General features: G+C 47.2%; 13 protein-coding genes, 2 tRNA genes and 1 other annotated feature. Of the genes, 14 read left to right on the forward strand and 1 reads right to left on the reverse strand.

The features are described 5' to 3' along the window. Nucleotides 1-177 precede the first annotated feature (177 nt). The 5 genes from rph (at nt 178) to M3202_RS13315 (ending at nt 2,553) form a co-directional block, all read left to right on the forward strand. Nucleotides 178-933, forward strand: a complete 756-nt coding sequence (rph, locus tag M3202_RS13295; protein ID WP_251223825.1) for a ribonuclease PH — start codon at nt 178-180, stop codon at nt 931-933. Beyond that, on the forward strand, nt 930-1,526 hold the full coding sequence (locus tag M3202_RS13300; RefSeq protein ID WP_251223826.1) for an XTP/dITP diphosphatase: 597 nt from the start codon (nt 930-932) through the stop codon (nt 1,524-1,526). Before rph ends, M3202_RS13300 begins: the two co-directional genes overlap by 4 nt. Nucleotides 1,527-1,538: 12 nt before the next feature. Continuing rightward, nucleotides 1,539-2,045 carry a metallophosphoesterase family protein gene (locus tag M3202_RS13305; protein WP_251223827.1) on the forward strand — a complete coding sequence of 169 codons (507 nt, stop codon included), beginning with the start codon at nt 1,539-1,541 and terminating at the stop codon, nt 2,043-2,045. A gap of 356 nt (nt 2,046-2,401) precedes the next feature. Next, nucleotides 2,402-2,472: transfer RNA gene (locus M3202_RS13310), tRNA-Gly, on the forward strand. Nucleotides 2,473-2,476: 4 nt separating this feature from the next. Continuing rightward, a tRNA-Arg gene (locus M3202_RS13315) sits at nt 2,477-2,553 on the forward strand. A 187-nt stretch (nt 2,554-2,740) separates the two neighbouring features. Here M3202_RS13315 and M3202_RS13320 read toward each other — a convergent pair. Then, the gene (locus tag M3202_RS13320) at nt 2,741-3,145 is read right to left on the reverse strand and encodes a hypothetical protein (protein ID WP_251223828.1); all 405 of its coding nucleotides are present in this window, start codon (nt 3,143-3,145) and stop codon (nt 2,741-2,743) included. A gap of 382 nt (nt 3,146-3,527) precedes the next feature. On the opposite strand from M3202_RS13320, the gene ilvE reads away from it, so the two are divergent. The 9 genes from ilvE to M3202_RS13365 all read left to right on the forward strand — a co-directional run bounded on the left by ilvE (nt 3,528) and on the right by M3202_RS13365 (nt 14,646). Next, nucleotides 3,528-4,424, forward strand: coding sequence for a branched-chain-amino-acid transaminase (gene ilvE, locus M3202_RS13325; protein WP_251223940.1), 897 nt, complete (start codon nt 3,528-3,530; stop codon nt 4,422-4,424). A 39-nt stretch (nt 4,425-4,463) separates the two neighbouring features. Continuing rightward, nucleotides 4,464-6,131: a dihydroxy-acid dehydratase gene (gene ilvD, locus M3202_RS13330; protein ID WP_251223829.1), complete on the forward strand. Its 1,668-nt coding sequence runs from the start codon at nt 4,464-4,466 to the stop codon at nt 6,129-6,131. A 4-nt stretch (nt 6,132-6,135) separates the two neighbouring features. Further along, nucleotides 6,136-6,393 (forward strand) — a binding site (T-box leader). 89 nt (nt 6,394-6,482) lie between these two features. Then, nucleotides 6,483-8,207: an acetolactate synthase large subunit gene (gene ilvB / locus M3202_RS13335; RefSeq protein WP_251223830.1), complete on the forward strand. Its 1,725-nt coding sequence runs from the start codon at nt 6,483-6,485 to the stop codon at nt 8,205-8,207. After that, nucleotides 8,204-8,725, forward strand: a complete 522-nt coding sequence (gene ilvN, locus M3202_RS13340; protein ID WP_251192447.1) for an acetolactate synthase small subunit — start codon at nt 8,204-8,206, stop codon at nt 8,723-8,725. Before ilvB ends, ilvN begins: the two co-directional genes overlap by 4 nt. A gap of 57 nt (nt 8,726-8,782) precedes the next feature. Further along, on the forward strand, nt 8,783-9,799 hold the full coding sequence (gene ilvC / locus M3202_RS13345; protein WP_251223831.1) for a ketol-acid reductoisomerase: 1,017 nt from the start codon (nt 8,783-8,785) through the stop codon (nt 9,797-9,799). 379 nt (nt 9,800-10,178) lie between these two features. Next, nucleotides 10,179-11,267, forward strand: a complete 1,089-nt coding sequence (gene leuB / locus M3202_RS13350) for a 3-isopropylmalate dehydrogenase (RefSeq protein WP_251223832.1) — start codon at nt 10,179-10,181, stop codon at nt 11,265-11,267. A 78-nt stretch (nt 11,268-11,345) separates the two neighbouring features. Continuing rightward, a complete protein-coding gene (gene leuC, locus M3202_RS13355; protein ID WP_251223833.1) occupies nt 11,346-12,764 on the forward strand; it encodes a 3-isopropylmalate dehydratase large subunit in 1,419 nt (472 codons plus the stop codon). Between the two features lie 18 nt (nt 12,765-12,782). Next, nucleotides 12,783-13,364, forward strand: coding sequence for a 3-isopropylmalate dehydratase small subunit (gene leuD / locus M3202_RS13360; protein WP_251223834.1), 582 nt, complete (start codon nt 12,783-12,785; stop codon nt 13,362-13,364). Nucleotides 13,365-13,593: 229 nt separating this feature from the next. Then, nucleotides 13,594-14,646: a tetratricopeptide repeat protein gene (locus M3202_RS13365; RefSeq protein ID WP_251223835.1), complete on the forward strand. Its 1,053-nt coding sequence runs from the start codon at nt 13,594-13,596 to the stop codon at nt 14,644-14,646. Nucleotides 14,647-14,755: the final 109 nt, after the last annotated feature.

Here is a 14,755-nt window from a genome sequence, read left to right on the forward strand (position 1 = left end):
CAGGATACGCATCTTTCTCGGAACATTTCAAAACTGTTAAGGTGTAAACTTAGGAACCGCCGTATACCGAACGGTACGTACGGTGGTGTGGAAGGTCGGCTACTCAACTAATGAGTAACCTCCTATCCGATTCCTTATTACATAAAACGAATGAACGGTAGATTGAGGAGGCAAATGATGAGAACGGACGGACGGGCAAATCATGAACTACGACGTGTGGAGATCATTCCACACTTTGTTAAGCACCCGGAAGGATCGGTGCTGATTTCTATGGGAGAAACAAAGGTCATTTGTACGGCAAGTATTGAGGATCGAGTTCCTCCTTTTTTACGCGGTCAGGGAAAAGGCTGGATCACCGCTGAATATGCGATGCTTCCTCGCGCGACCGAACAGCGGAATATTCGAGAGTCCTCAAAGGGAAAAGTGTCGGGGCGGACGATGGAAATTCAACGGTTGATCGGCCGTTCGCTTCGGGCCGTTATCGACTTATCGAAAATCGGAGAACGAACGATCTGGATTGACTGTGATGTTATTCAGGCAGATGGCGGCACACGCACGGCTTCGATTACCGGCGCGTTCGTCGCCCTCGCTCTGGCGATGGAAAAAGCGATGAAGGCTGGTAAAATGAAGGAATGGCCGATTGTTGATTTTCTGGCGGCGATTTCTGTCGGCGTCATGAAAGAGCAAGGCGAGCTGCTTGATTTATGCTATATCGAAGACGCCGCCGCGGAAGTTGATATGAATGTGGTGATGACAGGAGAGCATCAGCTGATTGAATTGCAGGGAACCGGGGAGGAAGCAACGTTTTCCCGGACTCAGCTGGACAAGCTGCTTGATTTGGCGGAGGGCGGCATCGATTCGTTGATCATGAAACAAAGAGAAATTCTTGGAGAAATTGCCGCGCGAATTGGTCAGAAGGAGAAAGAGGAATGAAGCGGGAAGTAGTCATTGCAACAAAGAACGCTGGAAAAGTAAAGGATTTTCAGCAGTTATTTGCTCCATTGGGCTGGGAAGTCCGTTCGTTGCTCGATTTTCCGGAAATACCGGAGATCATCGAGGATGGACACAGCTTTCGTGAAAATGCGGCAAAGAAGGCGGAAGCGATCGCGGCAGCCTTTGGCAAGACTGTTTTGGCCGATGATTCGGGTCTCGTCGTTGATGCTCTTGATGGAAGACCAGGCATCTACTCCGCCCGCTATGCAGGCCCTGATAAGGATGATCAGGCAAATAACGAAAAAGTGCTGGCTGAGTTGCAGGGAGTTCCCCAAGAGGAGCGAACCGCACGCTTCGTATGCGTAATTGCGGTGGCAAGTCCAAACAAGGTGACTCGGTACTACGAAGGGTTTTGTGAGGGAGAGATTGCGCTGAGACCATCTGGTGAAAACGGGTTTGGCTATGATCCGATTTTTTACGTCCCTGAGCTGAAAAAAACGATGGCAGAGCTTTCCCCGCAGGAGAAAAATCGTGTCAGCCATCGGGCTGAGGCGATGAAGCAGCTTACAGCAAATCGGTCAGACTGGGAGTAAGGAGGAGATGGTATGAAAGCATTGATCTTAAGTGACAGCCATGGCCTGGTAGAAGAGGTAGAGGCGATCATTTCAAGGCATCGGGCTGAAGTCGATCTCGTCCTGCATTGCGGTGATTCCGAACTTCCTGAACAGCATCAGGCTCTTCAGCAGGCAATTGTCGTCAGAGGAAACTGTGATGCCAGTCCGTTTCCCGATGAATGGAGCGAGACGGTTCTGGGGGTGGCCCTCTATGCCACACATGGTCATAAATACAACGTTAAAATGACCTACGTCACACTAAGCTACCGGGCCGAGGAAGTAGGCGCGCATATCGCCTGCTTTGGTCATTCACATGTCGCCACGGCCTTCAAGGAAAATGATATTATTTACATTAATCCAGGAAGCATCCGTCTGCCGCGGGACAGGAAGGAAGGGACTTATTGTCTTTGCGAACGTACAGAGACCGAGACGATTGTCACCTTCTATACAAAAGACGGAGATGTGGTCGAAGATATGATTTACTCCTTTCCGTTATAGAAGGGATAGCCATTCGAAGATGTCTTAAAAAGGGCGATTTATCCCCTTTTGAGACATCTCTTCCAATTGGAAAATAACTATTGACAACCCCACAAAACTTCTGTATAGTTATAAATGTCGTCGGGAAAATAAGTGTCCTGAAGAAAAGTATGGCATGCCAGTTGCGTGCTGAAACCAATAGGAATAAAATAATACTAATATGTGGGTGTAGTTTAGTGGTAAAACCTCAGCCACGAGCGACGCATCGACGAAAAGCCCCCGAGTTGCCTCGACGCAAGAAGCATCGAAGGGTAAGCGAGAAGAGGAAGAGGCATGCCAGTTGCGTGCTGAAAATAAGAGGATAATATTAAAAACGTGCGGGTGTAGTTTAGTGGTAAAACCTCAGCCTTCCAAGCTGATGTCGTGGGTTCGATTCCCATCACCCGCTTTTGGTCCCAGTAGCTCAGCTGGATAGAGCAACGGCCTTCTAAGCCGTCGGTCGGGAGTTCGAATCTCTCCTGGGACGCCATTTGACTATTACATAAGTGAAAATAGAGCAGCCTTCTTTCTAGCGAATAGAACAGAAGGCTTTTTGCTATTGACAGAAACGATAAAGAAAGATGAAGAGCCGCTATGCGCTACTTATGAGTTACAAGGGAGAGTGGCTTTTAAGATCGCGTTTCCTTAGCCCAAAAACGCCTCTTCCCGAAGTAAGATCAGGAAGAGACGTTTTTTATTGGTTGCGGGGCGGCTTGTAAAAGTTTGTTCACATAACGGTTCTCATCGTGAAGCAAGCTTTCTGCATCGTAATAGACGACCTGCCAGCCTTTTTTTCTAAGCTGACGGCTGATGCGTGACTGATTGATACCCGGATGCGATTCGATGAAAGCGAGCTTGAATGGAACTAAGGCCAGGGAAATCAAGACGCCTTGAACATAATAGTTCGGAGTCGGATAATAGAGCCTTGCCCGCAATTGCTGATAAAGCTTTTGTTCCGCTTCGGTTTTACAGCGGCTGGAAAGGTCTTTGACAATGACAAGTGATGCTTTTGAGCGCTGGCGGATGTGAATATAAGGAAATTTAGTGGATCGTCTTAACGTCCGTTTCAGGAATTTAATCATTGCTTATCACCCCTCTATAGGATGTCCCAGCTTTTGTCATTCTATGCTAAAAAATAGCAGGTGCGAATTAATTCAAGTGAAGGAGAAACAACGGCAGCAAACGAAAAGATAGAGGCCCGAAACTTTTTTTATGTCGAAAAATCTAACGTCGGAACAGGCAATAACAGCGATGTAAGCGCATACAAGAGGGCTGACAAATCAAAATAGTCAAATTATTTTCTGAAAAAGTGGTTGACCATGCCCCTGATTCAGCGTATTATAAACCTCAAACAACAACTAATATTATAAACAAATGTCCGCTCAAGAGAGATATTTCATATGCCGAACATCTCGCGTTTTACACATACTAGAAGTGGCATGAATGATGAGGAGAGTGAGCGTCATAGCTGAACAGTGGATCTATTTAAATGGAGAGTTCGTTGAGAAGGAAGATGCAAAGATTTCGGTTTATGACCACGGTTTTTTATATGGGGATGGCGTATTCGAAGGAATTCGCGTTTATGAGGGGAATGTATTCAGATTAAAGGAGCATCTTGATCGGCTTTATGATTCTGCTAAATCGATCATGCTTATGATTCCACAGTCGAAAGAAGAAATGACTGACATTTTAATTAAGACGCTGCAAAAGAACAAATTGCAGAATGCTTATATCCGCCTCGTCGTTTCGCGGGGAGTTGGAAATCTAGGGCTGGATCCATCATCCTGTTCGAATCCGCAAGTGATTGTAATCGCGGAAGAGCTTGCCCTGTTTCCAAAGGAACTGTATGAAAGTGGGTTGGAAATTATCACGGTCGCGACAAGACGGAACCGGCCGGATGTTCTTAGTCCTAAAGTTAAATCTCTGAATTATTTGAATAACATTCTTGTGAAGATCGAGGCCAGTCTTGCCGGAGTCAGTGAAGCGCTGATGCTCAATGATCAAGGCTATGTCGCCGAAGGCTCGGCGGACAACGTCTTTATCGTAAAAGGGAACACGCTCTCCACGCCTCCAGGCTACGTCGGTGCCCTCGAAGGTATTACGCGGAACGCGATTATCGAAATCGCTCTCGAGCTTGGCTATACGGTTAAGCAGGAACCATTCACGAGACATGATGTGTATACAGCTGACGAAGTCTTTTTAACAGGAACAGCAGCTGAGGTGATCGCCGTCGTGAAAGTCGATGGCCGCCAAATCGGGGATGGCCATCCTGGAAAAGAAACGAACCGGCTTCTTGAAGCTTTCAGAGCGAAAGTAATTGAAGATGGTGAAAAAGTATATCCGGAAGTAGAAATCAGTTAATAGAAACAGCGAGAAGCGTTGAAGTTGGGAGAGAGTTGTATGAGAAGTAACATGATAAAAAAAGGAATCGACCGGGCACCTCATCGAAGTCTTCTACGCGCTGCAGGTGTAAAAGAAGACGAAATGGATAAGCCGTTTATCGGTGTCTGTAATTCATACATCGATATTATTCCAGGCCATATGCATTTAAATAAGTTTGCGGAAGTGGCAAAGGAAGCGATTCGAGAAGCCGGCGGTATTCCATTTGAATTTAATACAATCGGAGTTGACGACGGGATTGCGATGGGGCATATCGGCATGCGCTATTCCCTTCCGAGTCGCGAAATTATCTGTGACGCAGCAGAAACCGTTATTAATGCTCACTGGTTTGACGGAGTATTTTACATTCCAAACTGTGATAAAATCACGCCGGGAATGCTAATGGCGGCAGTGCGGACCAATGTCCCTTCCGTGTTCGTATCAGGAGGACCGATGGAAGCGGGACGGACGAAAGATGGTCAAAGCCTTTCGCTCGTATCTGTCTTTGAAGGAGTGGGCGCTGTTTCGTCAGGAAAAATGACAAGGGAAGAGCTGCTTGAAATTGAACAGTCAGCCTGTCCAACCTGTGGGTCCTGTTCGGGGATGTTTACCGCCAATTCCATGAACTCGTTGATGGAAATGCTCGGTTTGGCATTGCCGGGCAACGGAACGATCGTCGCGACTTCAGAAGACCGGCATCAGCTCATTAAGGATGCGGCGAAGCATTTGATGAACCTGATTAAAAATGACATTAAACCACGCGATATCGTCACGGAAGAAACAATTGACGATGCTTTCGCTCTTGATATGGCGATGGGTGGTTCTACAAACACTGTCCTTCATACATTGGCGATTGCCAACGAAGCAGAGATTGACTATGATTTACAGCGGATTAACCAAGTAGCTGAACGCGTACCGTATTTATGTAAGATCAGTCCGGCATCGGATTATTCGATGGATGATGTTCACAAAGCGGGTGGCGTAAGCGCCATTATTAAAGAGCTCTGTGAAATCGAAGGTGCGATTCACCGCGATCGCATTACCATTACCGGAAAAAGCTTGTATGAAAACGTCAAAGATGCAGAAATTACTAATGATGATGTCATTCGTCGAAAAGATAATCCATACAGCCCGGTCGGCGGCCTGTCAATCCTTTATGGAAACATTGCCCCGGACGGTGCGGTCATCAAGGTTGGAGCTGTTGATCCTTCGATTAAAGTTTTTGAAGGGGAAGCGATTGTCTTTAACTCACAGGATGAGGCGCAGCAAGGAATCAATGATGGCACTGTCCGTGCCGGCCACGTTGTCGTCATTCGTTATGAAGGGCCGAAGGGTGGCCCGGGAATGCCGGAAATGCTTGCTCCTACGTCAGCGATCACCGGTCGCGGCTTAGGAACAAAGGTCGCACTGATTACAGATGGCCGTTTCTCAGGAGCTTCCAGAGGGATCTCCATTGGTCACATCTCTCCTGAGGCAGCTGAAGGCGGACCGATCGCTTTTGTGGAAAATGGCGATAAGATTCGCATTGACCTGACAAACCGGACAATTGAGTGGCTAGTATCAGAGGAAGAACATGCGAAGCGTAAAGAAGGATGGGTAGAGCCTGAACCAAAAGTTAAAAAAGGCTACTTAGCCCGTTATTCAAAATTAGTCACATCTGCCAACACAGGCGGAATTATGAAAATCTAATAGCTTGAAAACGAAGATGAGGAAAAGTAATCTTTACGATGACTTCAACAGAGAGCCGCGGTTGCTGAGATGCGGTGAAGTCAGTAATGATGAAGCTCGCCTCTGAGTACTGGCCTGAACGGATTCTATTAGGGTTAGTCGAGTGTTCACAGCACTCGTTATCAAAATGTGATAAGTCCCTGAACTTATCCGTAAGATTGAATGATGGTTAATTCAATGAATAAGGGTGGTACCGTGGAAAGGAAACCTTTTCGCCCCTTAAGCCAGAGATGGCTTTCTATGGGGTGGAAAGGTTTTTTGTTTTGGACAGTGTGGAGAGAAAGTTATGATTATGTAAGGAGGCACGAGGAGATGAGTATGAAAGTAAAGAAAAAAGAACAGCAGGCAAATGAATCAATTAAAGAATTGTCAGGTTCAGGCATGTTAATTGAAGCACTTGCAAGAGAAAACGTCGATGTCATTTTTGGTTACCCCGGTGGCGCGATTCTTCCAACCTATGATGAAATCTATAAAACGGGAATCCGTCATATTCTCGCAAGACATGAGCAAGGCGCAATTCATGCCGCAGAAGGCTATGCCAGAGTATCTGGAAAGCCGGGGGTTTGTATTGTGACGTCTGGTCCGGGGGCAACGAATGTTGTGACCGGAATCGCAGATGCAATGATTGACTCTCTCCCTCTAGTTGTCATAACGGGCCAAGTAGCAACTTCTGTGATTGGAACCGATGCGTTCCAGGAAGCGGATATGATTGGAATTACAATGCCGATTACAAAGCATAACTATCAGGTCCGCTCGATTGAAGAGCTGCCGCGCATTATTAAAGAGGCTTTCCATATCGCGACAACAGGCCGTCCGGGTCCGGTTTTGATTGATTTGCCAAAGGATGTCTCTCTGGCGAGTGGATTGTTTGACTATGACCAGGAGGTCGTCCTTCCTGGCTACCAGCCGACAATCGTTCCGAACCGTTTGCAAATTCGCAAGGTGATGGAAGCGGTAGCCGAGTCGAAAAAGCCGGTAATCCTCGCCGGAGCCGGCGTGCTTCACGGCAAAGCGGCTAATGAACTGCAAAGCTTTGCGGAAGCGTATCAGATTCCGGTCGTTCATACATTGCTTGGCTTAGGCGGATTTCCTGGCAGCCATGAACTGTTCTTCGGAATGGCAGGGATGCATGGTACTTACACCGCCAATATGGCGATTCATGAAGCTGATTTGCTTATCAGCATCGGAGCGCGCTTTGATGACCGTTTAACCGGGAACCTCGACCATTTTGCTCCTGAAGCGCGTGTTGTCCATATTGATATTGATCCAGCAGAGATCGGGAAGAACATCGAAACCGAAATTCCGGTCGTCGGCGATGCAAAGCAGGCATTGCAAATGCTGCTTGAAGAGAAGACCGAGCCGGCTGACACAAGCGAATGGCGTCGTCATCTTCAAAAAATGGCACAGGAATATCCGCTCTGGTATAAAGAGGATGGCGAAACGATCAAGCCGCAGCAGCTTCTGGAAATGCTGCATGACGCGACAAAAGGCGAGGCGATTATTACGACTGATGTTGGTCAGCATCAAATGTGGTCAGCGCAGTTTTATCAGTTTAATAAGCCAAACCGCTGGGTGACGTCCGGCGGGCTGGGAACGATGGGCTTTGGTTTCCCTGCTGCGATCGGCGCCCAGTTTGCCGAGCCGGAATCAACAGTCATTGCCGTAACTGGCGATGCCGGCTTCCAAATGACAGCTCAGGAGCTTTCGATTCTTCAGGAGTTGAATTTGCCGGTCAAAGTGGTCATCGTCAATAACGCCTCACTCGGTATGGTTAGACAATGGCAGCAGCTTTTCCACGGCGAGCGCTATTCAAATTCGCTCTTCCCGATTCAGCCTGATTTTGTCAAGCTGGCAAGCGCTTATGACATTAAAGGAATCAGAGTTGATACGAAATCCGACTTACCGGCAGCGTTGAATGAAATGCTTGCCCATCCGGGCCCGGTGCTGATGGATATTCGCGTCGCCAAGGATGAGAACGTCTATCCGATGATTCCTCCTGGAAAAGGTCATCATCAAATGGAGGGGGTTAAGCCATGAAACGGACGATAACAGCACTTGTTAACAACACGTCAGGTGTCCTTAACCGCATCACCGGGTTGTTTGCGAGACGGCATTTTAACATCGAAAGCATTACCGTCGGAATGACAGAAAACCCGGCGATTTCGAGAATGACATTTGTCGTCCTTGTCGACAGCATGCAAAACATTGAGCAAGTCATCAAGCAATTGAATAAGCAGGTCGATGTGTTGAAGGTGAAGGACATTACCGATGAATCTATTGTTGCGAGAGAACTGGCCCTAGTTAAGGTCGTTGTCACTCCGCAGCAACGTGGTGAGGTAGCTGCCCTTGTTAATCCATTCCGGGCCAGTGTCATTGATATTGGCAGGGAAAGCATGACTGTGCAAATTACGGGTGATCACCAAAAGGTGGAAGCATTTATCGATTTGCTCCGTCCTTATGGCATTAAAGAACTCGCCCGTACAGGTATTACGGCCTTCAATCGTAGCACGAAAAAACCTGTCACCGATCCATATCGGCTGACCCTTATCAATTAGTTTGGAATTCATTTCCTAATAAAAAAACAAAATTCAAAATTCGAGGAGAGATTTATTATGGCAAAAGTTTATTACAATGGTGACGTAAACGAGGCAGTATTACAAGGAAAGAAGGTAGCTGTTATCGGTTACGGTTCTCAAGGCCATGCTCATGCACAAAATATGCGTGAAAGCGGTGTTGATGTAATCATCGGACTTCGCCAAGGGAAATCATGGGAGCAGGCTGAAAACGATGGTTTTACTGTATATTCCGTTCGTGAAGCGTCTGCGCAGGCAGATTTAATCATGATCCTTCTTCCAGATGAAATTCAACCGGCTGTGTACAAAAACGAAATCGAGCCGGAATTAACAGAAGGAAAAACACTTGCTTTCGCTCACGGCTTTAATATTCACTTTAACCAAATCGTTCCACCTAAAAATATCGACGTCTTCTTGGCTGCACCAAAAGGTCCTGGTCACTTAGTACGCCGTACATTTGAAGATGGAGCAGGGGTACCGGGATTAATCGCTGTATTCCAGGATGCAACAGGTCAGGCGAAAGAAATCGCTCTTGCTTATGCAAAGCAAATTGGTTCAGCCCGTGCTGGTGTGCTTGAAACTACATTCAAGGAAGAAACAGAAACAGATCTATTCGGTGAGCAGGCTGTTCTATGCGGTGGAACGGCGGCGCTTGTCAAAGCCGGATTTGAAACATTGGTTGAAGCTGGTTATCAGCCGGAAGTTGCTTACTTCGAGTGCTTGCATGAATTAAAGCTAATCGTTGACTTAATGTACGAAGGTGGACTTGAGTACATGCGTTATTCCATTTCCGATACGGCTCAATGGGGTGACTTCCAGGCTGGACCTCGTATCGTAACAGATGAAACGAAGAAGGCAATGAAAGAAATCTTATCAGACGTTCAAACTGGTAAATTCGCAAAAGGCTGGATTCTTGAAAATCAGGCAAACCGTCCTGAATTCACAACAATCAACGAAGCAGAAAAGAACCACCCAATCGAAGTTGTCGGTCGTGAGCTTCGTGAAATGATGCCTTTCGTTAAAGCACAAAAAGGTGCAGTTGGCGCTAACAACTAATTTCAATTGACAAAATGTGGAACGGAAATTCCGTACAAAGTAATCATGCAGCGGATGTAATTGGTGTAGACTCCAGCGGGAGGAGAAGCGAACCCACTGAAAAAACTTGCTGCTGAAAAAGTGAAAATCGTGCTTCTTCAGCAGCTTTAGAAAAAGCAACGGTGAGACCTCAAGTGCGAGCAAAAAGAGGCTCACCAGCTTCCCGCGGAAAGCGAAGCCTATTGCCGATGCGATGCAGAGACATTCACTGACGTTTATTCAGATAGTTATAACGTTATATGTCAGAAAATATGCCGAATTACGATAAAGCCATTCTATCGGGATGGCTGTTTCCGGCTCAATAGAGCATAACAAAGCAGGAAGAAAGGGGGGCAACTGCATGCAAAAACGTATTGTCATTCTTCCGGGTGACGGGATTGGACCAGAAGTGACAGCAGCAGCTGAACGGGTCTTGACCGAAATCGGGACAGCATATGGACATGAATTTGAAGTGAAGCACGCTTATCTGGGGGGAGCGGCAATCGATGAATACGGTACGCCGTTACCGCAAGAAACGATTGATGCCTGTCAGCAAAGTGATGCCGTATTATTAGGAGCCGTCGGCGGACCGAAATGGGATTCCCTGCCTGGTGATATCCGTCCGGAAAAAGGGCTGCTCGGTTTGCGCAAATCACTTGGTTTATTTGCTAATCTGCGTCCGGTGACGATTTTTGACAGCTTGGCCGATGCTTCTCCCCTGAAGGATGAAGTCGTCCAGGGAGTTGATCTGCTTATTGTAAGAGAGCTTACTGGCGGATTGTATTTCGGGGAACCTCGTGAGCGCAGAGAGGTGAACGGAGAGGAAACTGCCGTTGACACATTAATTTATTCGAGAAGCGAAATTGAAAGAATCGTCAGACGAGGATTTGAGCTGGCTCGTGAGCGGCGCGGTATTTTAACGTCGGTGGATAAAGCGAATGTGCTTGAATCAAGTCGGCTATGGCGCGAAGTAGTGGAAGAGGTTGCCGGGGATTATCCGGAAGTGACGTATAGTCACATGCTCGTTGATAATGCGGCAATGCAGCTCATCCGTAATCCGAAACAATTTGATGTCATCGTCACGGAAAATATGTTTGGTGATATTTTAAGTGATGAGGCTTCAATGATTACAGGGTCACTCGGGATGCTGCCATCTGCCAGTTTAAGTGAGTCGGGCCCGGGGTTATTTGAGCCGATTCATGGTTCAGCGCCGGATATTGCCGGAAAAGGAATTGCCAATCCGTTGGCGACATTATCTTCAGTCGTGTTAATGCTCGCGTATACGCTGGAAATGCCGGAGGAAGCGAAAGCGTTGCAGAAGGCGATTGATGATGTATTAAAGAACGGTTATCGTACGGCTGACTTAACAGACCAGGCGAATGTTTTGTCAACGGACGAGATGACGGAAAAAGTCGTAGAAGCATTAAAACAGACAACGGCAACATCTTAGAAGTACACGGGGCAATGGAGCATATCCATTGCTCTCATTTCTACCCGAGTATGGTTACTAGAAAAGGAGGAGCGAATGATGGCTGCAAAAACGATTATCGAAAAAATTTGGGAAGCGCATGAGGTTGTCGCACAAGAGGGGAAGCCGTCTTTACTTTACATCGATCTTCATATGGTCCATGAAGTAACTTCTCCACAGGCATTTGAAGGATTGCGGCTCGCAGGACGTAAGGTGCGGCGCCCTGATTTAACCTTTGCAACGATGGATCATAACGTACCGACGGTCGACCGTTATAACATTACCGATCAGATTGCCCGCAAGCAGATGGAAACATTGGAAGAGAATTGCCGTGAATTTGGCATTGATCTTGTCGATCTTGAACATCCTGAAAACGGAATTGTCCATGTTATTGGACCGGAGCTTGGGTTAACCCAGCCAGGAAAAACAATTGTATGTGGAGATAGTCATACGTCTACGCATGGTGCTTTTGGATCGCTTGCTTTCGGGATTGGTACGAGTGAAGTCGAGCATGTGCTTGCGACGCAAACACTATGGCAAGCCCGCCCGAAAACGCTTGAAGTACGGGTAACAGGTACGTTATCGCCGGGAACGGCAGCAAAGGATATTATTTTAGCGATCATTGCTAAATTTGGCGTTGACGTTGGAACGGGCTCCGTTATTGAATTTACCGGAGATGCGATTCGCGGTTTGACGATGGAAGAGCGGATGACGATTTGTAATATGTCGATTGAAGCAGGAGCTAAAGCAGGACTGATTAGCCCTGACCAAGTAACTTTTGATTATTTAAAAGGGCGCGAAAACGTTCCTTCCGGAGAAGCCTTTGATCAACTTGTTGAAAAGTGGCGGGCTTTGGCTACTGATGAAGGCGCGGCTTATGACCGCGTGGTGACGATTGATGCGAGTGAGATCGAGCCGATGGTAACGTGGGGAACGAACCCGTCACAAGGAGCAGGAATTTCAAAAGTGGTGCCTTCTCCTGAAGATGGTAAAAATGAAACGGAGCAACGTGCGATTGCTCAGGCGCTAGCTTATATGGATCTTCGTCCAGGCACGCCGATTTCAGAAATTGAAATTCAGCATGTGTTCATTGGTTCCTGTACGAATTCACGCATCAGCGACATTCGTGCCGCGGCGGAAGTCGTTAAAGGACACAAGGTCGCTCCGAATGTCCGGGCACTTGTCGTACCAGGCTCAGAACGCGTGAAAAAGCTTGCGGAAGAAGAAGGGCTTGATCGCATTTTTGAGGAAGCGGGCTTTGAATGGCGCAGCTCCGGTTGCAGTATGTGCTTAAGTATGAATCCTGACGTTGTGCCGGAAGGAGAGCGTTGCGCATCAACCTCTAACCGGAATTTTGAGGGCCGTCAAGGGAAAGGCGCGCGCACTCATCTCGTCAGTCCGGAAATGGCCGCCGCCGCCGCGATCAATGGCCGTTTTGTTGATGTGAGAAAGTGGAAGAAGGAGCAAGTCGCTCATTAAACAGAGGGAGGGAGTACAATGGAACCAATTGTTAAGCATACAGGAACGATAGCAACGATGGACCGGGTTAATGTCGACACGGATCAAATCATTCCGAAGCAGTTTTTGAAGCGGGTGGAACGCAGCGGCTTTGGACAATTTCTATTTTTTGATTGGCGCTTCCTGAAAGATGGTTCGCCGAACCCGGATTTTGAACTGAATCAGCCTCACACAAAAGGAGCGACGATTTTAGTCGCTGCTCATAACTTCGGCTGCGGTTCATCGCGCGAGCATGCCCCGTGGGCTTTGCAGGATTACGGCTTCAAAATTATTATCGCTCCAAGCTTTGCTGATATTTTCTATAATAACTGTGTCAAAAATGGCATGCTGCCAATCCGTCTTGATGAAAAGAAAGTGAATCAGCTACTCGCAAGCGGTGCGAATCAGGCTGTTGAGATTACAGTTGACTTAGAGGCACAAAAAATCACGGGCGAAGGCTTTGAAGCATCCTTCGAGATTGATCCTTATTGGAAAGAGATGCTGCTTAATGGCTGGGATGAAATCGGTCGTACTCTTACCTATGAGGATAAGATTAAAGAATATGAACAGAAGATTGGATAACGGCTAACGTTAGATGAGGGTCTGACCTTATTAGTCGGCAGACGATTTCGGGTGTATGGGAGGACCCGGACTGCCGCCGACTATAGGGACAGACCTCTTTCTCTATTTTAGAAAGGAGAATTCAACAGGCTTTGCCAAAAAAGAGGGTTGTTTGTCACATGAATTGGGAATTGTTAAACTATAAGGAATATCATTAGTCAAACTCATGAAAGAGTGGAGCGATTCCATAATGGATAAACGAATACATAAAACGGATAAGAAAGTGATTTTATATCCTGGGCTTGTGAAACGTTTGATTGAAAAAGGGATGGATGCGTTAAAGGCAAAGGACGGTGCAGCTGCGCTGGAGTTTTTTCTTTCGGCCGAGGAGCATGAGCCAGATCACCCTCAAGTTCTGTTTGGCAAGATGCTGAGCCTTGTTGAGCTCGGGCGGCTCCATGAGGCGGTTGAGCATACGAGTGAACTGCTAAAGGAAGGGATCGGCGATTATTATGATAATCTCCAGGTTCATATCTCCTTGCTCGTGCAGCTCGGTCAGTATCAAGAGGTCGTTGACATTCTTGATGCGGTCCTTTCTGAAAACAAAGTACCCGCGCAATATGCGGAATCCTTTTATCAGCTTCTTCACTTCAGCAGACAGATGGCGGGTGACCAGGAATGGCTGGCTCAGCAGGAGACCGAGCCTGAGGGAGTGCCCGAAGACATTTTACATATGCTTGATTCACGCTCACCGGAATTGCAAATGCAGGCGATTTTACAATTGAAGAAGCTTCCGGATGTCGAAGCGACGAAAGCGCTCGCTGATTTTTTACAAAAGCCGGAGCAGGATTTAGCTCTGAGCAGCATGGCGCTGCTCGCCCTTCAGGAAAAAGGGTATGATCAACCAATACATATTTCAAAAGTAGAAAGAGAAGCCGTAGTTGTACCGGCTCAATTGGTCGAGCCGTTTGAATCATCGTTTGGGAAAGCGTTATTGAAACAGCTTGATGAGGAGCTTGGACAGGAAAGCCCGCAGCTGCTGGAATTTGCCCGTCAGCTAAGCTCCGCCCATCTCTTTGCGCTTTTCCCGTTTTTGCCGGAGCCTGAGGATGCGGAGCTTTGGACGGCCGTCTTTCACTATTGTGCGTGTGAACGGATCGGTGGCGAGGAAGAGCTGAAGCATATTGAAGGCCGCTATGCTGTTTCCGGCAGCACCCTGGCTGAAAAAGTGGCTGAAGTCAATCAGCTGGAACGTCTTGTCTATCAAGCCGATCCGTTTTATACAAGAAATGAAAATCGTTAAACGGAGACGCTAAGTAATATTTGAAAAGACCGGGCATTATGTTATACTAGAATGGTTGTCAATGATGATGAGAAATCTATCGTTCGGAAACGAAGATGTGTATAGTTGG

Source organism: Halalkalibacter oceani (assembly GCF_023715605.1).
In the GTDB taxonomy this organism is placed as follows: domain Bacteria; phylum Bacillota; class Bacilli; order Bacillales; family Bacillaceae_D; genus Halalkalibacter; species Halalkalibacter oceani.

Excerpts from the sequence above, each read along its gene's own strand:
- M3202_RS13320 (WP_251223828.1), bottom strand. The coding sequence starts at position 3,145 with ATGATTAAATTCCTGAAACGGACGTTAAGACGATCCACTAAATTTCCT.
- leuC (WP_251223833.1), top strand. The coding sequence starts at position 11,346 with ATGGCTGCAAAAACGATTATCGAAAAAATTTGGGAAGCGCATGAGGTT.
- leuD (WP_251223834.1), top strand. The coding sequence starts at position 12,783 with ATGGAACCAATTGTTAAGCATACAGGAACGATAGCAACGATGGACCGG.
- ilvB (WP_251223830.1), top strand. The coding sequence starts at position 6,483 with ATGAGTATGAAAGTAAAGAAAAAAGAACAGCAGGCAAATGAATCAATT.
- M3202_RS13300 (WP_251223826.1), top strand. The coding sequence starts at position 930 with ATGAAGCGGGAAGTAGTCATTGCAACAAAGAACGCTGGAAAAGTAAAG.
- ilvN (WP_251192447.1), top strand. The coding sequence starts at position 8,204 with ATGAAACGGACGATAACAGCACTTGTTAACAACACGTCAGGTGTCCTT.
- leuB (WP_251223832.1), top strand. The coding sequence starts at position 10,179 with ATGCAAAAACGTATTGTCATTCTTCCGGGTGACGGGATTGGACCAGAA.
- M3202_RS13365 (WP_251223835.1), top strand. The coding sequence starts at position 13,594 with ATGGATAAACGAATACATAAAACGGATAAGAAAGTGATTTTATATCCT.
- rph (WP_251223825.1), top strand. The coding sequence starts at position 178 with ATGAGAACGGACGGACGGGCAAATCATGAACTACGACGTGTGGAGATC.
- M3202_RS13305 (WP_251223827.1), top strand. The coding sequence starts at position 1,539 with ATGAAAGCATTGATCTTAAGTGACAGCCATGGCCTGGTAGAAGAGGTA.
- ilvD (WP_251223829.1), top strand. The coding sequence starts at position 4,464 with ATGAGAAGTAACATGATAAAAAAAGGAATCGACCGGGCACCTCATCGA.
- ilvC (WP_251223831.1), top strand. The coding sequence starts at position 8,783 with ATGGCAAAAGTTTATTACAATGGTGACGTAAACGAGGCAGTATTACAA.